Source organism: Neisseria mucosa, assembly GCA_003028315.1.
Lineage (GTDB): Bacteria > Pseudomonadota > Gammaproteobacteria > Burkholderiales > Neisseriaceae > Neisseria > Neisseria mucosa.
Window position 1 is genome coordinate 2,032,704 of record CP028150.1, and the last position, 19,978, is coordinate 2,052,681.

Here is a 19,978-nt window from a genome sequence, read left to right on the forward strand (position 1 = left end):
ACGGATTATAAAGGAAAAGACAAGAGGTCGTCTGAAAGCAAGTTTTCATGGCATAACACGTTCCACTCAAAACGCCCTCCCCTTTCTACATCCATACCGTTAGACATTGCCGTAAAAAAGGTCGTCTGAAATTTCAGCCGACCTTTTCATATACCCGCAACACGCTATTCGTCAATATTCCGCCGAATGCCAAAACGGCTGCCCTACGGTCGGCGTACTTGCTTGCGCTTTGGTGCGCGCCTCGACCGGTTCGGCTTCAAATGCCAGCCGTCCGGATTCGACGGCGAGTGCGAAGGCGCGCGCCATGTTGACGGGGTCGCCGCTGCGGGAAACGGCGGTGTTCAGCAATACGCCGTCAAAACCCCATTCCATCACTTGCGCCGCCTGCGAGGGCAGGCCCAAGCCCGCATCGATAATCAGCGGCGTGTCGGGCAGGCGTTCGCGCAGGACGTTCAGCGCATAGGCGTGAACCGCGCCCAAACCCGTGCCGATCGGCGCCGCCCACGGCATTAGCGCCTGACAGCCCGCGTCGAGCAGGCGGCGGCAGGCAATCAGGTCTTCGGTGCAATAAGGCAGCACTTTGAAGCCGTCTTTAATCAGGATTTCCGCCGCTTCGACAAGCTGGAAGACGTCGGGCTGCAACGTATCGTCGTCGCCGATGAGCTCGAGTTTGATCCAATCGGTTTCAAATACTTCGCGCGCCATCTGCGCCGTCGTTACCGCTTCCTGCACGCTTTGGCAGCCTGCTGTGTTCGGCAGCACCGGGATACCGATTTCTTCCAAAAGCGACCAAAACCCCTGACCGTGCGCCTCGCCGCCGCTTCCCGCGCGGCGCAGCGAGACGGTAATCATCGCGGGCCGGGCGGTTTGGACGGATTGTTTGAGGATTTCAGGGGTCGGGTAGGCCGCCGTTCCGAGCAGCAGCCGTGAAGGGAAAGTTTCTCCGTATAGGGTGAGCATGATGGGTTCCTTTGTAAGGTTGTTTTTGGGGACAGGGGTCGTCTGAAAAAGCAAAACCGCCTAGCCGCCGACCACCGGCCGCACAATATCGACTTTGTCGTTTTCGTTCAAAACCGTTTCCGCATACGCGCCTTTGGCGACGAATCCGGTATTTACCGCGACGGCAAAAGGCTTTTGCGGCGCGGTTTGGGCGATGAGGTCGGCAACGGTCGTGCCGTGAAGTTCGGCGGGTTCGCCGTTTAAGATGATGTTCATGGTTTCTCGATATTTCTGTATTTATAGCGGGCTAAGTTTTGCCTACACGGTAAATCGAATCTTTTTCGCTTTCTCAGGTCGTCTGAAATTTGGTTTTCAGACGACCTTATTCATTCCACAAAGCCTGAAACGCTTTAACCACGGCTTCGGGATTTTCCGCTTCGGTAACGGCGCGGACGACGGCGAGGGAGGAAACGCCGGTGGCAAGGACGGCTTGGGCGTTGTTCAAATCGATGCCGCCGATGGCGACGACAGGCGTGCCGCCTGCCTGTTTCACATATTCGCGCAGTTTGTCCAAGCCTTGCGGGGCGGTGGGCATTTGCTTGGTCGTGGTCGGGAAAATCGCTCCGCTGGCGACGTAGCTGGGGTGTACGGACAGGGCGCGGTCGAGTTCGGCAACGGAGTGCGTACTCAAACCCAAACGCAAACCGGCGGCGGCGATGGCGGCGAGGTCGGCGGTGTCCATGTCTTCTTGTCCGAGATGCACACCGTATGCGCCTGCTTCTATCGCCTCGCGCCAGTGGTCGTTGATGAAAAGCTGCGTGCGGCTGCCCTGACAGACAGCGGTGCATCGGGCAATTTCGCGTTTCAATTCATCGCCGTACAAGGTTTTGCAGCGCAGTTGCACCGTGTCGGCACCTGCTTTGACCATGCGCTCCACCCAATCGGCGGTGGGAACGACGGCGTAGAATTTAAGCGGGGATTTTAGGGGCGGGAAGGTCATGGGGTGTCCTTTTAAGTTATCGCTGATGGCGTTCCTGCAGGCGTTCGGTATGCGCCCGCAGTTTTTCGCCGTCGGCTTGGTATTCGTTTGAAGACAGCACGGCAGTTGCCGCTTCTATTTCCTGAGGCAGCAATAAGGTCGTCTGAAAACGTCTAATATAGGATGCTGCCTGTCTGATACGGCAGACATTCGGCGGCATTTGCGTTTTCAGTTCACAATCGCCGAGGAAAACCACCATCGAATGAAATTTTTCTTCCGGCAGTTGCAGCAGTTCGGATAATGCCTTGATGTGTGCGTAATTCTGGCGCAACGGATTTTGAAAGTAGTGTTTCTGCTTATAGACGACTTGTGTCCATTTCGATTGCTTCTCGCTGCCGAAAATCCAACCTGTGTAATTCTTGGTTTCTATGACAAATATCCCGAAAACCGAAACATAGATATGGTCGATTTGCGTCGTGCTGCTGCGGGACGGAATAATCAAATCGTGAAATTCGATATAGGTTTCTTCATCCAAATCTTTTCCGATTACTGAACGGACTGCCCGTTCGCCTATGCGTCCTTTCACTTTGGGGTTTTGGAGCAGCGCTTTCAAAAGAAGCAGGGGAATGACGAGCAGGAAAATCCAAAAGATACCTGACAGGTTTCCTATTGCTTGTTCAATCATGACGTTTTCCTTTTTGTTTTATTGTTTAATGAAAGTGAGCCTGGTATAGCCATCTGATGAGGCCGTCTGAAAACATCAAGTATTCACATTCATGCCGTAGAGTAGAAGATGGGTGATACTTGATTGGAAGCTTCCACTTTTATAACCAGCGGCGGACGCGTCGGCAGTAAGACTCGTACTCTGCACCGAATTTCTGCGCCAAAACGCATTCTTCGGGCATGATTTGAAACCGCGTCATATAGGCAACAAATGCAGCCAAAAACAACCACGGCAGCGGGTGCGCCAAATAGCCTGCCCATGCGACCAGCCAGCAGCCCATGCCTGCATACATCGGGTTGCGGCTGAAACGGTACACGCCGTCTGAAACGAAGTGTTCGGTTTGTTCGGGGTTGAACGGGCTGACAGTCGTGCGCACACGGCGAAACGCCCACACACCTAATACGCCCAACGCCGTCCCAAATACCATCAAAACAACCGACAGCAATATAGGAAAGCGCGGCAGTATGCCGGCCAACGCCGACACTTGGGCAGAGATGTACATCAACAACGCACAAAGAAAACATATCGCCGGCGGCGGAATTTTAGTTTCTAAATTCATATTGTTACCTTTATAAAACTGATAGCGCGACGTTTTCAGACGACCTCAAACTTATTTTTCAATATACGCCAAACCGCTTTCTTCATCACGTTCGGGCACGTCTTTTCCGTCAAACAGTGCCACTGCCAATCTGACGGCGGCGGCGGTTACGGCGGGGGAAATCATGAAGCCGTGACGGAAAAGGCCGTTGATTTCAATCAGGCGTCGGGCGCGGCTGTAACGGATTTCGGGGTTGTGGTGATTGAGCGTGGGGCGCAGGCCGGTGGCGATTTCGAGGATGTCGGCTTCGCCGAAGGCGGGGTGGACGGCATAGAGTGCGGATAAAAGTTCCAACCCGGAACGCACGCTGGCGGGGGCTTGGCTTTCGCTTTCAATTTGGGTCGCGCCGATGACGAAGATGTGGTTTTCTTTTGGGGCGATGTAGAGCGGATAGCGCGGATGGAGCAGGCGTACGGGGCGGTTGAGCGTGATTTCGGGCGTATAAACCCGCGCCACTTCGCCGCGTATGCCGCGCAAGGTGCTGGTGTGTTCGGGGGATTGGTTCCACGCGGTTTTTGCGCCGTAGCCGCGGCAGTCGATCAGCCAGTCGTATTGGGCTTGCAGGTCTTCGGGGACGCATTCGTGTTCCCAATGGCAAGGGACGTTCAGCCCGTCCAAAGTGTCGGCAAGTGCAGACAAGATTTGCCGTCCGTCGAGCTGGCCTTCGGTCGGCAGGTAGAGGCCGTCTGAAAAACGTCCGCCGAGTTGCGGTTCGCGTTTGGCGATGTCGTCGGCGCGCCAACGGACGATTTCGTCATCCGCTACGCCGCCGCGTTTGAGATGGCGGACGAACTCGCTGGATAATGGCTTGTCCTGCCCGTGCCACACAATCAGGCTGCCGTTTTCCTGCATCATGGTCGGCGTTTTCAGACGACCTCGTATGTCGCGCCACAGCGGAATGCTCTGCCTGCCCAGTTTGATGACTTCGGGCGTAGCCTCGACCGCTTCCGCAGCAGGCGCGAGCATGGCGGCGGCAACATAAGCGGCGGCGTGTTCGCCTTTGCGCCCGCCCTTGTCAAAGAGGGCAATGGATAAACCTTGTTCTGCAAGTTGTAAAGCAGTCAGACGGCCGCAGAGGCCGCCGCCGAGAATGGCGATACGGGGCATGGTGGATTCCTTTGCAGTGTTTGGGCTGTCGGGAAGACGAAAGACAAGACGGAAGCGGAATCCACCGAATGGCGGGAAATGCGAAAAAGGGAACGGAAGCCTGAAAAGGCGTTTGACAGCTTGTTTCCTACGCAGGCATTACCCCGACAGGTTCTACGGATTCCGCTGGCGCGGTCTCAGCTGTTTGCAGGAACAAGCAGCACTCCGACAAGAAAATATGAAGTTTATACAGATTTATTTATTTTGGCAAAAGATTGTCTGAAAATACAAATTTTCATGAGACAAAATACTTTAAAAGGGATAATTTTTCCAAATCAATCTTGGCACTTAATCCAAATGAAACGCACTATTAAAGGAATTTGTTCCAAAACACAAAATGGAAACATTAAATACAAACAAATAACGACAAATAGATAATTACCTAACTGCCTAATCTAAAATATAGTTTATAGTGTGCAATTCAAAATATTGATTTACCAATAAAAAAATGTCATCCGCAATGCGGATGACACTTAATTTTAAAGCAATTATTCGCTAACTGTATTAGCAGCTTTATCAACTAATTCAACAAGTGCTAATGGGGCATTATCGCCTTTTCGGAAACCATACTTCAGCACACGAACATAGCCACCATTTCGGGTAGCAAAGCGAGGACCCAATTCATCAAACAATTTAACCACAACATCACGATCACGAGTGCGGTCAAATGCCAAACGACGGTTTGCCAAGGAAGGTTTTTTACCCAATGTAATCAAGGGTTCTACTACGCGGCGCAATTCTTTAGCTTTAGGCAAAGTTGTCACAATAGTCTCGTGAGTCAACAATGAGTTCGCCATATTACGCAGCATTGCAGCGCGATGGCTGCTTGTACGGTTTAATTTGCGGTTACCATTACGATGACGCATGTCATTATCCTTTAATCTTCAAACTTACGGCTTTTCTAAGCCTACAGGCGGCCAAGCTTCCAATTTAGAACCTAGTGTCAAGCCTTTAGATGCCAACACTTCTTTGATTTCATTCAAAGATTTACGACCCAAATTCGGAGTTTTAAGAAGCTCTGTTTCAGTACGTTGAATCAAATCGCCGATATAATAAATATCTTCAGCTTTCAGACAATTAGCTGAACGTACAGTTAATTCCAAATCATCTACCGGACGCAGCAGGATAGGGTCAATAGGAGGAGCTTTTTCTTCAACTTCTTCTACTGGAGTACCTTGCAAATCAGCAAAGATAGACATTTGATCAATTAAAATACGAGCAGCACTACGTACAGCTTCTTCAGGATCAATAGAACCATCAGTTTCAATATCCAAAACCAATTTATCTAAATCCGTACGCTGCTCTACGCGTGCAGGTTCAACTTCAAAGCTAACACGACTGATGGGCGAAAAGCTCGCATCCAACTGAATTGCACCAATCTGGCGGTTTTCATCGCGCACAACACGACGACCGGAAACAGATTGATAACCACGTCCCTGCTCAACTTTGATTTCCATCTCAATTTGACCATTCTCGGCCAAATGACAAATAATATGCTCAGGATTTAAAATTTCCACATCATGTGGCAATTCGATATCGCCGGCAACTACTACACCGGCCCCTGACTTTCTCAAAGTTAACTGAACTTGGCCACGCCCATGCAGCTTAAATACAATACCTTTGACATTCAACAAAATATCGACGACATCTTCTTGAACGCCATCAACAGTAGAGTATTCGTGCAATACACCGGAAATGGCCACTTCAGTAGGAGCAAAACCATTCATGGATGACAGTAAGATACGACGCAAAGCATTACCTAAAGTATGACCAAAACCGCGCTCAAACGGCTGCATGGATACTTTTGCACGAGTTGTAGATAAAGTATCGACATCAATTTGACGAGGTTTCAAAAATTCGGTTGTGCTATTTTGCATTTAACTGTCCCTCACTGAGCTAGCGTTATTTAGAGTAGAATTCTACCACCAGCTGTTCATTAATATCGCCAGTTAATTCTGAACGATCCGGCATATTTTTAAATACGCCTTCCAATTTGTCTGCATCAACAGAAACCCAGCTTGGTAAACCGATTTGAGTTGCCAGACTTAAAGCTTCCTGGATACGAACCTGTTTTTTAGCTTTCTCACGAACAGCTACAACATCACCGGCTTTAACTTGGAAAGAAGGAATATTTACAACCTGACCGTTAACGGTAATTGCTTTATGAGAAACCAGCTGACGCGCCTCAGCACGAGTCGAGCCAAATCCCATGCGATATACTACATTATCCAAACGAGACTCTAACAATTGCAGCAGCAATTCACCAGTAGAGCCTTTACGTCGATCTGCTTCTGCAAAATAGCGACGGAATTGACGTTCCAATACGCCATAAATACGACGAATCTTTTGCTTCTCACGTAATTGCAAACCATAGTCGGACAAACGCGGTTTTTTTGCGCCGTGCTGACCAGGAGCGGAGTCCAGTTTACATTTAGAATCTAAAGAACGACGAGCACTCTTCAGAAATAAATCAGTGCCTTCTCGACGTGCTAATTTACATTTAGGGCCAATATAACGTGCCATGTTTCAATCACTCCTTTAAATACGACGTTTTTTAGGCGGACGGCAACCGTTATGAGGCAACGGAGTAACGTCGGTAATACTGGTAATTTTAAAACCAAGAGCGTTGAGTGCACGTACAGAAGACTCTCGACCGGGACCAGGGCCTTTTATACGAACTTCTAAATTTTTAACGCCATATTCTTGGGCAACTTTACCAGCTGCTTCTGCAGCCACTTGAGCTGCAAACGGTGTACTTTTACGAGAACCTTTAAAACCAGCGCCGCCAGAGGTAGCCCAAGACAATGCATTGCCTTGACGGTCAGTGATTGTAATGATGGTATTGTTGAAAGAAGCATGTACATGCACAATACCTTCGCTTACGGTTTTACGTACTTTTTTACGTACACGCGAAGCTGTGTTTGCTTTAGCCATTAATAAAATTCCTTAAAAATTATTTTTTACCAGCAATCGCTTTACGCGGACCTTTGCGGGTACGAGCGTTTGTGCGAGTGCGTTGACCACGACAAGGCAAACCTCGACGATGACGGAAACCACGGTAACAACCCATGTCCATCAATCGTTTGATGCTCATCGTTACCTCACGGCGCAAATCGCCTTCTACTTCATACTTAGCAACTTGTTCACGCAAAGCGTCTAATTGAGCCTCGTCCAAATCTTTTGCTTTTGTAGTGGGAGCAATATTTGCTGCCTCGCAAATTAATTTAGCACGAGTAGCACCGATACCATAAATAGCCTGCAGGCCAATTACGATATGTGCATTATTAGGGATATTTACCCCTGCAATACGAGCCATATTTTTTCCTTTAAACGGCAAAGTTCGTCACTATACCACAAAGTCTTGCTAAAAGAAAAGTTCCCTTAACCTTGACGTTGTTTGTGACGAGGGTCAGTACAAATTACACGAACCACTCGATTACGACGGATAATCTTACAGTTGCGGCAAATTTTCTTTACAGACGGTTGTACACGCATTATCTTTCCTTATATCGTTTTATCTAGCTCGGAAGACTATCCGAGCCCGAGTTAAATCATAAGGTGTCAGTTCTACCGTCACCTTATCCCCAGGAGAGATCCGGATATAGTGCATACGCATTTTCCCGGAAATATGACCTAATACAATATGGTCATTCTCAAGCTTTACTTTAAAAGTTGCGTTAGGTAGAGTTTCAAGAATCTCCCCCTGCATTTGTATGGTATCTTCTTTAGCCATAATTCTACTTACGTGATAAAGATTTCATATCAAGACCGCTCATTAAACTCTCATATTGCTGAGTCATGCGGTAAGAGTTAATTTGGGTACTAAAGTCCATTGTCACCACGACTAAAATCAGTAAAGATGTACCACCCAAATAAAAAGGAACATTCAAAGCTGTTGTCAAAAATTCTGGAATTAAACAAATAGTTGTAATATATAATGCACCAAACAAAGTGAGGCGCAATACAACCTGCTCCAGATACTGAGAAGTTTGCTTACCAGGTCGAATTCCCGGCACAAAAGCACCGCTTTTCTTCAAATTCTCTGCCATTTCTTTTGGGCTAAAAACCAAGGCTGTATAAAAATAGCAGAAGAAAATAATTGTCACTGTAAATAACAAAATATATAAAGCTTGCCCATGCTGAAGCAAACCAGCAATTTTATGCAACAAACTACCTGTATCATTAGAACCAAACCAGCTTAACAAAGTGGATGGAAACAAAATAATACTTGACGCAAAAATAGGAGGAATGACGCCTGCCATATTCAACTTAAAGGGCATATGCGTATTAGAACCTTGCATTACACCACTACCAATTTGGCGTTTCGCATAATGCACAGGAACTTTACGCTGAGCACTCTCAAAATAAACTACAGCATAGATCAACAGCAAAATACCAATCACAATTGATACTGCCATCAACATAGAACGTTCAGACAAAGTTAATAACTGAACTAAACCGGATGGGATACCCGATACAATGCCTGCTGTAATGATCAAAGAAATACCATTACCAATACCACGCTCGGTAATTTGCTCCCCTAACCACATCAGAAACATAGTACCAGTAACCAAACAGACTACTGTAGAAATATAAAACTCAAGCGCAGTCGTTACAACAACACCTTGTTTATAGACAGATGATGCAGCCCAAAAGCTTTGCAATACAGCCAATAATACCGTCCCATACCTAGTATATTTCGTAATTATTTTCCTACCAGCCTCACCTTCCTTCTTCAAAGCTTTTAAAGAAGGAACAATCTCAGAAGCAAGCTGAACAATAATCGATGCCGAAATATAAGGCATGATACCAATTGCAAATATACTAAAGCGCTCTAACGAACCACCAGAAAACATGTTCAACATGCCTAGTATGCCGTTCCCAGCGCTTTCGTATAATTTAGCTAAAGCAACAGCATCTACGCCAGGTACAGGGATATGGGCACCAATACGAAAAACAACTAACGCCCCTAAAAGAAACGTTAGACGTTTTTTCAGATCTCCAAATTTGGACAAGCCTGATAAAGATTGTTGATTAGCCACTATAATGCAAGCCTTATTCTTCCACTTTACCACCAGCAGCTTCAATTGCTGCTTTAGCCCCTTTAGTGGCTTTAATACCCTTCAGGACAACAGCTTTTGAAAGCTCACCAGAGGCAATAACTTTCACATTGGAAACAGTTGTAGGAACCAACCCAGCTTGCTTGAGAACTAATACATCAATCTCATTCACAGCGAGTAAGTTCAATTCACTCAAACGAATCTCAGCGTTAGCAGCAGCAGTCAAAGATTTGAAACCACGTTTTGGCAGGCGACGTTGCAAAGGCATTTGACCGCCTTCGAAACCTACTTTATGAAAACCACCAGAACGGCTTTTTTGACCTTTATGACCACGGCCACCAGTTTTACCTAAACCACTACCGATACCACGACCTACACGACGACGAGCGTGGGTAGCCCCCTCAGCAGGTTGAATAGAATTTAGAAACATATCAAGACTCCACTTTCAACAAGTAGCTGATTTTGTTAATCATACCACGGTTTTCAGGGGTATCTAAAACCTCTACTGTATGCTCACGATGGCGTAAACCTAAACCACGAGCACATGCACGATGAGATTCAATTGTACCAATCAGGCTCTTCACCAATGTAACTTTAATCTTTTTTTGCTCAGTCATGGTTTGCTCCCAAAATGTCTTCCACTGTTAGGCCACGTTTAGCAGCGATATCAGCAGGTGTATATAACTTAGACAAGCCGTCTAATGTAGCTCGTACAATGTTATAAGGGTTTGTAGAACCATGCACTTTAGCAGAAATGTTATGAATACCCATAGCATCAAAAACTAAGCGCATAGGACCACCTGCCTTTACACCACTACCTTCTTTAGCGGGTTGCATAAAGACTTTAGTAGCGCCATGACGTCCAATAACCTCATGATGAATCGTACCATTTTTTAGAGGTACTTTAATCATAGAGCGACGAGCCTGATCCATTGCTTTTTGAACAGCTACCGGCACTTCTTTTGACTTACCTTTACCCATACCAATACGACCATCCCCATCACCAACAACAGTTAGCGCAGAGAAAGCCATGATACGACCACCTTTAACTACTTTAGTCACGCGATTAACTGCGACCATTTTTTCAATCAGGCCGTCACCACGTTCTTCAATTTCATGTTTTGCCATCTGAAAGTCTCCAATTATTAGAAGCTTAAACCATTTTCACGTGCAGCTTCAGCCAAAGCTTTCACACGACCGTGATATTGGAAACCTGAACGATCAAAAGCAACTTTTTCTACGCCTACTGCTTTAGCTTTCTCAGCAATGCGCTTTCCTACTACTGCAGCCGCCTCGACGTTGCCACCAGATTTCAGACTACCACGCACTTCAGCTTCCAATGTAGAGGCTTGAGCCAATACTTTATCACCTTCAGCACTAATTACTTGAGCATAAATATGATTATTGCTACGGAACACACATAATCTTACCATTTTCAAGTCCGCAATACGTGCACGGGTTTTGCGTGCACGACGGAGTCGGGTTGTATGTTTATCCATTAGTGAACCTCAATTATTTTTTCTTGGCTTCTTTCATCACTACCACTTCACCTACATAACGAACACCCTTACCTTTATAAGGCTCAGGAGAACGGAATGCACGAATTTCAGCAGCGACTTGACCAACTACTTGTTTATCTGCACCAGTCAAAACGATCTCTGTTTGGCTAGGAGTTTGAACAGAAACACCTTCAGGCATTTCATATACGATTGGATGAGAAAAACCCAAAGACAAATTCAAAACTTTGCCTTGAGCTTGAGCGCGGTAACCCACACCAATCAATTGTAGTTTTTTCTCAAAACCTTCTGAAACACCTTTAACCATATTATTAACTAATGCACGAGCAGTACCTGACATAGCATTTGCCTGCTTACTGTCATTTTTTGCAGCAAAAGTTAATTTACCATCGTTTAATTCAATGGCGACATCAGAATGCAAAGGAAAGACCAACTCACCATTCTTACCCTTGATAACCAATGCTTCTGTTCCAAATTTTACTTCTACACCAGCAGGAACAGTCACTGGGTTTTTTGCGACACGTGACATTTACTTTTCTCCACTAGGCTACGATGCACAACAACTCACCGCCGACGCCCTCAGAACGAGCCTTACGGTCAGTCATCACACCTTTAGAAGTACTAACAATAGCGATACCCAATCCATTCATAACATTAGGAATTTCGCTAGAAGCTTTGTAAATACGCAAACCTGGACGTGAAACACGTTTAATTTGCTCAATCACAGGACGGCCTGCATAATATTTCAATTGAATTTCCAATACCGGCTTCGCATCAGCAGAAACCGAAAAATCCTCGATATAACCTTCTTCTTTCAAGACTTTTGCAATTGCACACTTTAATTTAGAGGAAGGCATGGCAACTGCTACCTTATTGGCACGTTGCGCATTACGAATACGAGTCAACATATCGGAAATAGGATCATGCATACTCATTATTAATACTCCTATTACCAGCTAGCTTTAACAACACCGGGAATCTCGCCACGCATAGCGATTTCACGGATTTTAATACGACCCAAACCGAATTTACGGAAAGTACCACGAGGACGACCTGTCAAAGCACAACGACGGCGTTGACGTACAGGAGCTGCATTACGCGGAATGGATTGGAATTTCAGACGAGCTTCAAAACGCTCCTCTTCAGTTGCATTCGCATCATTAATAACAGCAAAAATTGCCTCACGTTTGGCTGCAAACTTTTTCGCCAGAGCTTGACGTTTCAGTTCACGATTAATAAGTGCTTTCTTAGCCATGATTATCCTTTAAACGGAAACTTGAACAGTGACAATAAAGCTTTAGCTTCCTCATCAGTTTTTGCAGTAGTTGTAATAGTAATATTCAAACCACGCAAAGCATCAATTTTATCGTATTCAATTTCCGGGAAAATGATTTGCTCGCGAACACCCATGTTGTAATTACCACGACCATCAAATGATTTGCCACTTACACCACGGAAGTCACGTACACGAGGTAATGCAATAGTAATCAAACGATCCAAGAATTCAAACATTTGATCACGGCGCAATGTTACTTTGCAACCGACAGGATAATTATCGCGAATCTTAAAACCTGCGATAGATTTACGAGCAACAGTAACGACTGGTTTTTGACCAGCAATTTTCTCTAAGTCAGATACCGCATGCTCCATAACTTTTTTATCAGCAACAGCTTCTCCGACACCCATATTTAAAGTAATTTTTTCAATACGGGGAACTTCCATTACTGACTTGTAACCAAATTGTTTAATCAGTTCAGGAACAACTGTATCTTTATAAAACTCTCTCAAACGAGCCATGTTATCTCCTTATGCTCCAATAACAGAGCCATTTGATTTGAAGAAACGAACGCGCTTAATTTTGCCTTCATTCTCAACCAGTTTAATACCAACACGGTCTGCTTTATTAGTTTCCGGATTCAGGATTGCGACATTAGAAATATCCAACGGCATTTCTTTGGAAACAATACCACCCTCAATACCACGCATCGGATTAGGTTTTTGGTGACGTTTTACAACGTTAACACCTTCAACAACAACTTTACCACCCAATACGCGAACTACTTGACCTTGCTTACCTTTATCCTTACCAGTGATCACAACAACTTGGTCACCTTTAATGATTTTATTCATCGCGCTATTCCTTATAACACTTCAGGCGCCAATGAAACGATTTTCATAAATCGCTCAGTACGCAACTCGCGGGTTACCGGACCAAAAATACGGGTACCCAGAGGTTCAAGTTTATTGTTTAACAACACGGCGGCATTGTTATCGAATTTAATCAACGCACCATCAGGACGACGCACACCTTTAGCAGTACGAACAACAACTGCATTGTATACATCACCTTTTTTAACACGACCACGCGGGGCCGCATCTTTAACTGCGACTTTAATAATATCGCCAACAGAAGCGTAGCGACGCTTAGATCCGCCCAACACTTTGATGCACATCACACGACGCGCACCAGAGTTATCAGCCACATCTAAGATGGTCTGCATTTGAATCATATTAGTACCTTTAAATTAACCAACTTAATTTACCATTTTCATATAACTCGCCCACTTATTTCAATTGAGCTAACTAAATGAAACCATCACGGTTCTAGTAAACCAGTCTTGGATCCCGAGGGGAAGAAACTTCCAGAAGAAACTGAAAGATAAGAAACGAAGTTTACACGCAAATTCACTTTGGCGCAACACTTCGTTTCTTATTAAAGCTAACTGTCTTAAATTTTAAACAGTACGTGCTTTCTCAACCAGTTCTTTAACAACCCAAGATTTGGTTTTTGACAGTGGACGAGATTCCGCAATTACTACAACATCGCCAATTCCATATTGATTATTTTCATCATGGGCATGGATTTTAGTTGATAAACGGATAATTTTACCGTACAGAGGATGTTTTACTTTACGCTCAACCAATACTGTCACAGTTTTGTCCATTTTGTCGCTTACCACTTTGCCTTGCAAAGTACGAACATTTTTATTTTCGCTCATTACTTAGCACCTTTTTCAGTTAAAATGGTTTTAATACGAGCAATATCGCGACGTACACGTTTTAATTCGCTTGGCTTACCCAATTGACCAGTTGCGTTTTGCATACGTAAGCCAAACTGAGCTTTCAACAAGTCCAACAAATCTGCATTTAATTGCTCAATAGATTTGTCTTTCAATTCATTTGCTTTCATTATTGACCTACCTGTCTTACTACAAAGGTCGTAGGAATAGGCAATTTGGCAGCAGCTAATTCAAATGCTTCACGAGCCAAAGCCTCTGGAACACCGTCCATCTCATACAACACTTTGCCTGGTTTGATTTCGGCAATGTAATATTCCACGTTACCTTTACCGCCACCCATACGAACTTGAATAGGTTTTTCAGTAATTGGTTTATCAGGGAATACACGAATCCAAATACGACCACCACGTTTAATGTGGCGAGTCATTGTACGACGAGCAGCTTCGATTTGGCGGGCAGTCAAACGACCGCGACCAACGGCTTTCAAACCGAACTCACCGAAACTTACTTTGTTACCGCGGGTAGCAATACCAGTATTGCGACCTTTTTGTTGCTTGCGGTATTTCAGTCTAGTTGGCTGCAGCATTACGTCCACCTGCCTTTCTTTGTTTCTTTTCATGCTCAGGTTTAGCTGAAGTCTTTACATTACCTTCAGTATAGACCCAAACTTTCAGACCCAGCACGCCATAAGTAGTATGAGCTTCGCTAGTTGCATAATCTACGTTTGCGCGCAAAGTATGCAGAGGTACTCGACCTTCACGATACCATTCGCTACGAGCAATATCTGCACCATTCAGACGACCTGAGGTCATAATCTTGATACCTTTTGCTCCTGAACGCATAGCATTTTGCATAGCGCGTTTCATAGCACGGCGGAATTGAACGCGTTTTTCCAATTGCTGAGCAATACCATCAGCAATAATTTGTGCATCCAATTCAGGTTTACGGATTTCTTCGATATTCACATGAACAGGCACGCCCATCAAGGCTTGCAAATCACGTTTCAGAACTTCGATATCCTCACCTTTTTTACCAATTACTACGCCTGGACGGGCAGAGTGGATGGTAATGCGTGCAGATTTTGCAGGACGTTCAATAACTACGCGACCAACAGAAGCATTCGCCAATTTTTTACGCAGGTAGTTACGAACATCAATGTCTTGTTTCAAAACAGCAGAAAAGTCGGTGCTTTTAGCAAACCATTTTGAAGCCCAGTCTTTAGTTACCGCCAGGCGAAAGCCTGTAGGGTTAATCTTTTGTCCCATAGCTTTTCCTTAGTTGCCCACTGTCACATTGATATGACAAGTTTGTTTTTCAATGCGGTTACCGCGACCTTTGGCACGAGCTTGGAAACGTTTCAAGCTTGGACCTTTGTCAACAAAGATAGTGACCACTTTCAACTCATCAATGTCGGCACCGTTATTGTGCTCGGCATTAGCAATAGCTGATTCCAATACTTTCTTAATTAACTCAGCACCTTTTTTAGGACTGAAAGTCAAAATATTCAAAGCTTGGGCAACGTCTTTACCGCGAATCAAATCAGCTACCAAACGAGCTTTTTGAGCTGAAATACGGGCATTTTTATGTTGTGCATTTACTCTCATGATTCACCTTATTTCTTTTTAGCCTTTTTATCAGCCAAGTGGCCTTTAAAGGTACGGGTCAATGAGAATTCGCCTAATTTATGACCAACCATGTTATCGCTGATAAACACGGGCACATGGGTGCGGCCGTTGTGTACAGCAATGGTCAGACCGATAAAATCAGGCAGAATGGTAGAACGACGAGACCAAGTTTTAATCGGGCGCTTGTCGTTGCTTGCACGAGCAGCATCTACTTTTTTCAGCAAATGCAGGTCTACATATGGGCCTTTTTTCAATGAACGAGCCATACTAATTAACCTTTATTTGAGTAACGACGACGAACAATCATGTTATCCGTGCGTTTGTTATTACGAGTGCGGTAGCCTTTAGCAGGAGTACCCCATGGGCTAACCGGTTCGCGAGCTTCACCGGTACGACCTTCACCACCACCATGCGGGTGATCGACAGGGTTCATGACAACACCACGAACGGTCGGACGAATACCGCGCCAACGATTGGCACCGGCCTTACCGATTTTCTTCAGGCTTTGCTCTTCGTTACCGACTTCACCGATGGTTGCACGGCAATCTACGTTGATTTTACGAACTTCGCCAGAGCGCAGACGGACTTGAGCGTATGCGCCTTCTTTAGCCAACAATACCGCAGAAGCGCCGGCAGAACGTGCAATTTGAGCACCTTTACCAGGTTTCATTTCGATACAGTGGATAGTCGTACCAACGGGAATGTTGCGGATCGGCAGAGTGTTACCTACTTTGATGGCAGCTTCAGCACCGGAAACCAATACAGCACCGGCTTGAATACCGCGAGGAGCGATGATATAGCGACGCTCACCGTCTGCATAGCACAACAGTGCAATGAAAGCAGTACGGTTAGGATCGTATTCGATACGCTCTACTTTTGCAGGGATACCGTCTTTGTTACGTTTAAAGTCTACAACACGGTAATGGTGTTTATGACCGCCGCCTTTGTGACGAGTGGTGATATGACCATTATTGTTACGACCGGCAGTAGAATTTTTCTTTTCGAGCAAAGGTGCATAAGGCGCACCTTTGTGCAAACCTTCTGTTACCACGCGAACCATGCCGCGACGGCCTGCAGAAGTTGGCTTCATTTTAACGATTGCCATTTTGTTTATTCCTTATCTGCAGCTGCAGCAGCGGCTTCCAAATCCAACTCTTGACCGGCAGCCAAGCTTACATAAGCTTTTTTAACATCGCTGCGGCGGCCCAAAGTACGACCAAAACGCTTAGTTTTACCTTTAGTGGTAACGGTAGTTACAGAAGCAACTTGAACACCGAACAGCAGCTCAACAGCAGCTTTGATTTCAGGTTTGGTTGCATTTGCCAAAACTTTAAACGTCATTTGGTTGCGTTTTTCAGCCAATACGTTGCTTTTTTCAGAAACGATAGGTGCCAAAATCACTTGAGTCAAACGTTGTTGATTCATACCCATTGCTCCTCTAATTGTGCAACTGCATCTTTAGTGATGATTACTTTTTTGTAACGCAGCAAGCTGTAAGGATCAACTTGTTGAGCTTCCAAAACCAACACGTTTGGCAAGTTGCGTGAAGCCAAGTAAACATTCTCATCGAGCTGTTTGGTTACAAACAGCACTTGCTCCAGACCCAGATTTTTCACTTGTTCAGCAAAAACTTTGGTTTTAGGAGTTTCAGCAGTCAACGCTTCGATAGCAAACAAACGTTCGTCACGGGCCAATTGGGACAGGATAGTCGCCATACCGGCACGGTACATTTTACGGTTTACTTTTTGAGTGAAGTTTTCGTCGGGTTTGTTCGGGAACGCACGACCACCTTTACGCCACAGCGGAGATGAAGTCATACCGGAACGGGCACGACCGGTACCTTTTTGACGCCATGGTTTTTTGGTTGAGTGTTTTACTTCGGCACGGGTTTTTTGAGCGCGGTTGCCAGAGCGGGCGTTTGCCAAGTAGGCATTTACCAGCTGATGAACCAACGCTTCATTGTATTCGCGAGCGAACAAAGCATCAGAAACAGACAGACTGCCTGAAACTTGTCCTTTAGCGTCAATTACTTTCAATTCCATTACGCACCTACTTTCACGCTAGGACGAACTACAACATCGCTGTTGACCGCACCCGGAACAGCACCCTTAACCAACAGCAGTTGGCGTTCTGCATCAACACGTACAACTTCCAGTTTTTGGACAGTTGCTTTGGTGTTACCGTATTGACCGGCCATGCGTTTACCGGGGAACACGCGACCTGGGTCTTGCGCCATACCGATAGAACCTGGAACACGGTGAGAACGGGAGTTACCGTGGGAAGTACGTTGGGCACCGAAATTATGACGTTTGATCGTACCGGAGAAACCTTTACCTTTAGAGGTACCGGTTACATCGACCAATTGACCGACTTCAAACATGGAAACGGTGATTTCGTCACCGGCTTTCAATTCAGCCAGTTTTTCTTCAGTCAAAGCAAACTCGATCAAACCGCGACCGGCTTCAACACCTGCTTTTGCAAAGTGCCCAGCTTCGGCTTTATTGACACGGTTAGCTTTTTTCTGACCAAAGGTAACTTGAACGGCAGTATAGCCGTCAGCATCTTTGGATTTTACTTGTGTAACGCGGTTGGCAGACATATCCAAAACGGTTACCGGAACAGAAACACCCTGTTCGTCGAACACGCGGGTCATACCAACTTTGCGTCCAACCAGACCTAAAGTCATGATTATTTTCCTTTTAAAGTAAAGGGGCGGGCTACGATTGGCCTGCCTTCGGACAATGATAAAACTTGGCACAAATGCACCAAGTCCGCCATTATAATCGACAAATCAAGCAAATACCAATCTTTTTTTAACACAGGGGCTTACTCGTGCTTTTTATCTCTATAAATTGATATTTCGCCGTCTATATACTCCAGGGAAGTGGCGTGTTGTTTACACACAAATCACCTTCCATATTTAACAAAAGGTCGTCTGAAAACCACAATCACAGGTTTTCAGACGACCTTTTTATCCTACCGATACATTCAAACGGCGGATTGCTTCGCTTTATCTCCGTTCCAAGGTGCAACTTTAAACAGCAGCAACATGCCCGGAATTCCCAACATGAAACACAGCCAGAAGAAATTGACGTAGCCCATCGCTTCAATCAGAAACCCTGCTGTCGCATTCATAAACGTACGCGGTACGGCGGATAGGCTGGACAGCAGCGCAAACTGCGTGGCGGTAAATGCGGTATTGGTTTGTTGCGCCATATACGACACAAATGCTACCGTACCTAAGCCCACACCCACTGCCTCGGCAGCAATGACGACTGCCAACATGGTTCGTTCTGATGCACCCACATGCTCGAAATGTCCGAAACTTGCCAGCCACGCAAAACCTAAAATCGTAACCCATTGCACCAAACCAAACAGCCACAATGCACGGTTCACGCCTAATTTGTTTACCCAAATGCCGCCGATAATCCCGAAAATCACCGCCGGCCACAACCCCGCATTTTTCGCAATCAAGCCGATGTCAGTTGCTGAGAAACCCATATCGATATAAAACGCGGGTGCCAGCGCAGTTGCCATGCTGTCGCCCAGTTTATACAGCACGATAAAAGCCAAAATAATCAACGCCTGTTTAACGCTTTGACGGGTAAAGAAATCGCGGAACGGCTCAACAACGGTATCTTTAAACCCTTTTGCACCTACGGGTTGTTGTGCCGGTTCTCGCGCCACGAATAAAGTGGCAAGCAACCCCGGAATCATGAATAGCGCGGTAATGATGAAGACGGACGACCAAGGCATCCTATCGGCTAAAATCAGACTTAATGAAGCGGGAATCAACGAGGAAATACGATAGGCATTCACATACAGCGAGTTACCTAAAACCAACTCTTCATCGGATAACACTTCGCGACGGAAAGCGTCGATCACAATATCCTGACTGGCAGAAAAAAACGCCACTACCAAAGACAGTCCCAAAATAATCGACAAATGTTCTTGCGGGCGGACAAACGCATAGGCAGCCAAAAGCAGCAAAAGCGCGATCTGCATCACCAGCATCCAACCGCGCCGCAAACCTAAAAACGGCAGGCGTACAGAGTCTAGAAGCGGAGACCAGATAAATTTCCAAGTATAGGGAAAACCAATCAGGGCAAACAGGCCTATGGTCTTCAAATCAATTTTTTCGAGGCGCAGCCACGCCGGAATCAGGCTGTATAGGAAATAAAGCGGCAACCCCGATGTGAAGCCCGTAAAAATACAGATCAGCATATTGCGCGAAAAAATCCGCTGCATCGTGCTTGGTTGGGAGTCAGTCATAATGGGAGAACAACATCAAAAAGAAAGGCGCATTGTAACAAATCCTGTTCAAACAAACTTTAAACTATGCATAATAATCAAAAAGGTCGTCTGAAAAC

General features: G+C 45.7%; 35 protein-coding genes and 1 riboswitch. All 35 genes read right to left on the reverse strand.

Annotation, left to right across the window (positions count from 1 at the left end; all coding sequences use genetic code 11):
* Positions 1 to 171: 171 nt before the first annotated feature.
* Complete coding sequence (locus NM96_10180; GenBank protein AVR79630.1) at positions 172 to 960, reverse strand: thiazole synthase; 789 nt, start codon at positions 958 to 960, stop codon at positions 172 to 174.
* Positions 961 to 1,020: 60 nt separating this feature from the next.
* Positions 1,021 to 1,215 (reverse strand): thiamine biosynthesis protein ThiS, encoded by a 195-nt coding sequence (gene thiS / locus NM96_10185; protein ID AVR79631.1) that lies wholly within the window; start codon positions 1,213 to 1,215, stop codon positions 1,021 to 1,023.
* Between the two features lie 106 nt (positions 1,216 to 1,321).
* Positions 1,322 to 1,939 carry a thiamine phosphate synthase gene (locus NM96_10190; protein ID AVR79632.1) on the reverse strand — a complete coding sequence of 206 codons (618 nt, stop codon included), beginning with the start codon at positions 1,937 to 1,939 and terminating at the stop codon, positions 1,322 to 1,324.
* Between the two features lie 16 nt (positions 1,940 to 1,955).
* On the reverse strand, positions 1,956 to 2,603 hold the full coding sequence (locus NM96_10195; GenBank protein ID AVR79633.1) for a nuclease: 648 nt from the start codon (positions 2,601 to 2,603) through the stop codon (positions 1,956 to 1,958).
* A 139-nt stretch (positions 2,604 to 2,742) separates the two neighbouring features.
* On the reverse strand, positions 2,743 to 3,201 hold the full coding sequence (locus NM96_10200) for an isoprenylcysteine carboxylmethyltransferase family protein (protein AVR79634.1): 459 nt from the start codon (positions 3,199 to 3,201) through the stop codon (positions 2,743 to 2,745).
* 51 nt (positions 3,202 to 3,252) lie between these two features.
* Positions 3,253 to 4,347, reverse strand: coding sequence for an FAD-dependent oxidoreductase (locus tag NM96_10205; protein ID AVR79635.1), 1,095 nt, complete (start codon positions 4,345 to 4,347; stop codon positions 3,253 to 3,255).
* 107 nt (positions 4,348 to 4,454) lie between these two features.
* A riboswitch (TPP riboswitch) is annotated at positions 4,455 to 4,564 on the reverse strand.
* Positions 4,565 to 4,874: 310 nt separating this feature from the next.
* Positions 4,875 to 5,252 carry a 50S ribosomal protein L17 gene (locus NM96_10210; GenBank protein ID AVR79636.1) on the reverse strand — a complete coding sequence of 126 codons (378 nt, stop codon included), beginning with the start codon at positions 5,250 to 5,252 and terminating at the stop codon, positions 4,875 to 4,877.
* 24 nt (positions 5,253 to 5,276) lie between these two features.
* Positions 5,277 to 6,263, reverse strand: a complete 987-nt coding sequence (locus NM96_10215; GenBank protein ID AVR79637.1) for a DNA-directed RNA polymerase subunit alpha — start codon at positions 6,261 to 6,263, stop codon at positions 5,277 to 5,279.
* Positions 6,264 to 6,288: 25 nt separating this feature from the next.
* Positions 6,289 to 6,909 carry a 30S ribosomal protein S4 gene (locus tag NM96_10220; GenBank protein AVR79638.1) on the reverse strand — a complete coding sequence of 207 codons (621 nt, stop codon included), beginning with the start codon at positions 6,907 to 6,909 and terminating at the stop codon, positions 6,289 to 6,291.
* Between the two features lie 15 nt (positions 6,910 to 6,924).
* Positions 6,925 to 7,320, reverse strand: coding sequence for a 30S ribosomal protein S11 (locus tag NM96_10225; protein ID AVR79639.1), 396 nt, complete (start codon positions 7,318 to 7,320; stop codon positions 6,925 to 6,927).
* A 19-nt stretch (positions 7,321 to 7,339) separates the two neighbouring features.
* On the reverse strand, positions 7,340 to 7,702 hold the full coding sequence (locus tag NM96_10230; GenBank protein AVR79640.1) for a 30S ribosomal protein S13: 363 nt from the start codon (positions 7,700 to 7,702) through the stop codon (positions 7,340 to 7,342).
* A gap of 65 nt (positions 7,703 to 7,767) precedes the next feature.
* The gene (locus NM96_10235) at positions 7,768 to 7,881 is read right to left on the reverse strand and encodes a 50S ribosomal protein L36 (GenBank protein ID AVR79641.1); all 114 of its coding nucleotides are present in this window, start codon (positions 7,879 to 7,881) and stop codon (positions 7,768 to 7,770) included.
* A 19-nt stretch (positions 7,882 to 7,900) separates the two neighbouring features.
* Positions 7,901 to 8,119 carry a translation initiation factor IF-1 gene (locus NM96_10240; GenBank protein AVR79642.1) on the reverse strand — a complete coding sequence of 73 codons (219 nt, stop codon included), beginning with the start codon at positions 8,117 to 8,119 and terminating at the stop codon, positions 7,901 to 7,903.
* 4 nt (positions 8,120 to 8,123) lie between these two features.
* Positions 8,124 to 9,428, reverse strand: a complete 1,305-nt coding sequence (locus NM96_10245; GenBank protein ID AVR80322.1) for a preprotein translocase subunit SecY — start codon at positions 9,426 to 9,428, stop codon at positions 8,124 to 8,126.
* Positions 9,429 to 9,441: 13 nt separating this feature from the next.
* The gene (locus tag NM96_10250) at positions 9,442 to 9,876 is read right to left on the reverse strand and encodes a 50S ribosomal protein L15 (GenBank protein AVR79643.1); all 435 of its coding nucleotides are present in this window, start codon (positions 9,874 to 9,876) and stop codon (positions 9,442 to 9,444) included.
* 1 nt (position 9,877) lies between these two features.
* Positions 9,878 to 10,063 (reverse strand): 50S ribosomal protein L30, encoded by a 186-nt coding sequence (locus tag NM96_10255; protein ID AVR79644.1) that lies wholly within the window; start codon positions 10,061 to 10,063, stop codon positions 9,878 to 9,880.
* Positions 10,056 to 10,574, reverse strand: a complete 519-nt coding sequence (locus tag NM96_10260; protein ID AVR79645.1) for a 30S ribosomal protein S5 — start codon at positions 10,572 to 10,574, stop codon at positions 10,056 to 10,058. Before NM96_10260 ends, NM96_10255 begins: the two co-directional genes overlap by 8 nt.
* Before the next feature lie 17 nt (positions 10,575 to 10,591).
* Positions 10,592 to 10,945, reverse strand: coding sequence for a 50S ribosomal protein L18 (locus tag NM96_10265; protein ID AVR79646.1), 354 nt, complete (start codon positions 10,943 to 10,945; stop codon positions 10,592 to 10,594).
* Positions 10,946 to 10,958: 13 nt separating this feature from the next.
* Positions 10,959 to 11,492 carry a 50S ribosomal protein L6 gene (locus tag NM96_10270; GenBank protein ID AVR79647.1) on the reverse strand — a complete coding sequence of 178 codons (534 nt, stop codon included), beginning with the start codon at positions 11,490 to 11,492 and terminating at the stop codon, positions 10,959 to 10,961.
* Positions 11,493 to 11,505: 13 nt separating this feature from the next.
* The gene (locus NM96_10275; protein AVR79648.1) at positions 11,506 to 11,898 is read right to left on the reverse strand and encodes a 30S ribosomal protein S8; all 393 of its coding nucleotides are present in this window, start codon (positions 11,896 to 11,898) and stop codon (positions 11,506 to 11,508) included.
* A 14-nt stretch (positions 11,899 to 11,912) separates the two neighbouring features.
* Positions 11,913 to 12,218 (reverse strand): 30S ribosomal protein S14, encoded by a 306-nt coding sequence (locus NM96_10280; GenBank protein ID AVR79649.1) that lies wholly within the window; start codon positions 12,216 to 12,218, stop codon positions 11,913 to 11,915.
* 2 nt (positions 12,219 to 12,220) lie between these two features.
* The gene (locus NM96_10285; GenBank protein ID AVR79650.1) at positions 12,221 to 12,760 is read right to left on the reverse strand and encodes a 50S ribosomal protein L5; all 540 of its coding nucleotides are present in this window, start codon (positions 12,758 to 12,760) and stop codon (positions 12,221 to 12,223) included.
* A gap of 9 nt (positions 12,761 to 12,769) precedes the next feature.
* Complete coding sequence (locus NM96_10290) at positions 12,770 to 13,093, reverse strand: 50S ribosomal protein L24 (protein AVR79651.1); 324 nt, start codon at positions 13,091 to 13,093, stop codon at positions 12,770 to 12,772.
* 11 nt (positions 13,094 to 13,104) lie between these two features.
* Positions 13,105 to 13,473, reverse strand: a complete 369-nt coding sequence (locus NM96_10295) for a 50S ribosomal protein L14 (GenBank protein ID AVR79652.1) — start codon at positions 13,471 to 13,473, stop codon at positions 13,105 to 13,107.
* A gap of 225 nt (positions 13,474 to 13,698) precedes the next feature.
* Positions 13,699 to 13,962: a 30S ribosomal protein S17 gene (locus tag NM96_10300; protein ID AVR79653.1), complete on the reverse strand. Its 264-nt coding sequence runs from the start codon at positions 13,960 to 13,962 to the stop codon at positions 13,699 to 13,701.
* On the reverse strand, positions 13,962 to 14,153 hold the full coding sequence (locus NM96_10305) for a 50S ribosomal protein L29 (protein ID AVR79654.1): 192 nt from the start codon (positions 14,151 to 14,153) through the stop codon (positions 13,962 to 13,964). Before NM96_10305 ends, NM96_10300 begins: the two co-directional genes overlap by 1 nt.
* Positions 14,153 to 14,569, reverse strand: a complete 417-nt coding sequence (locus NM96_10310) for a 50S ribosomal protein L16 (protein AVR79655.1) — start codon at positions 14,567 to 14,569, stop codon at positions 14,153 to 14,155. The genes NM96_10305 and NM96_10310 overlap by 1 nt, the downstream gene beginning before the upstream one ends.
* Positions 14,553 to 15,248 (reverse strand): 30S ribosomal protein S3, encoded by a 696-nt coding sequence (locus NM96_10315; protein AVR79656.1) that lies wholly within the window; start codon positions 15,246 to 15,248, stop codon positions 14,553 to 14,555. Before NM96_10315 ends, NM96_10310 begins: the two co-directional genes overlap by 17 nt.
* 9 nt (positions 15,249 to 15,257) lie before the next feature.
* Positions 15,258 to 15,587 carry a 50S ribosomal protein L22 gene (gene rplV, locus NM96_10320; protein ID AVR79657.1) on the reverse strand — a complete coding sequence of 110 codons (330 nt, stop codon included), beginning with the start codon at positions 15,585 to 15,587 and terminating at the stop codon, positions 15,258 to 15,260.
* Between the two features lie 8 nt (positions 15,588 to 15,595).
* Entirely contained in the window at positions 15,596 to 15,874 is a 279-nt protein-coding gene (locus tag NM96_10325; protein ID AVR79658.1) for a 30S ribosomal protein S19, read from the reverse strand.
* A 5-nt stretch (positions 15,875 to 15,879) separates the two neighbouring features.
* On the reverse strand, positions 15,880 to 16,713 hold the full coding sequence (locus NM96_10330; protein ID AVR79659.1) for a 50S ribosomal protein L2: 834 nt from the start codon (positions 16,711 to 16,713) through the stop codon (positions 15,880 to 15,882).
* Between the two features lie 5 nt (positions 16,714 to 16,718).
* Positions 16,719 to 17,039, reverse strand: a complete 321-nt coding sequence (locus NM96_10335; GenBank protein AVR79660.1) for a 50S ribosomal protein L23 — start codon at positions 17,037 to 17,039, stop codon at positions 16,719 to 16,721.
* Positions 17,030 to 17,650, reverse strand: a complete 621-nt coding sequence (locus NM96_10340; GenBank protein AVR79661.1) for a 50S ribosomal protein L4 — start codon at positions 17,648 to 17,650, stop codon at positions 17,030 to 17,032. The genes NM96_10335 and NM96_10340 overlap by 10 nt, the downstream gene beginning before the upstream one ends.
* Positions 17,650 to 18,294, reverse strand: coding sequence for a 50S ribosomal protein L3 (locus NM96_10345; GenBank protein AVR79662.1), 645 nt, complete (start codon positions 18,292 to 18,294; stop codon positions 17,650 to 17,652). Before NM96_10345 ends, NM96_10340 begins: the two co-directional genes overlap by 1 nt.
* Positions 18,295 to 18,596: 302 nt before the next feature.
* The gene (locus NM96_10350) at positions 18,597 to 19,856 is read right to left on the reverse strand and encodes a muropeptide MFS transporter AmpG (GenBank protein AVR79663.1); all 1,260 of its coding nucleotides are present in this window, start codon (positions 19,854 to 19,856) and stop codon (positions 18,597 to 18,599) included.
* Positions 19,857 to 19,978: the final 122 nt, after the last annotated feature.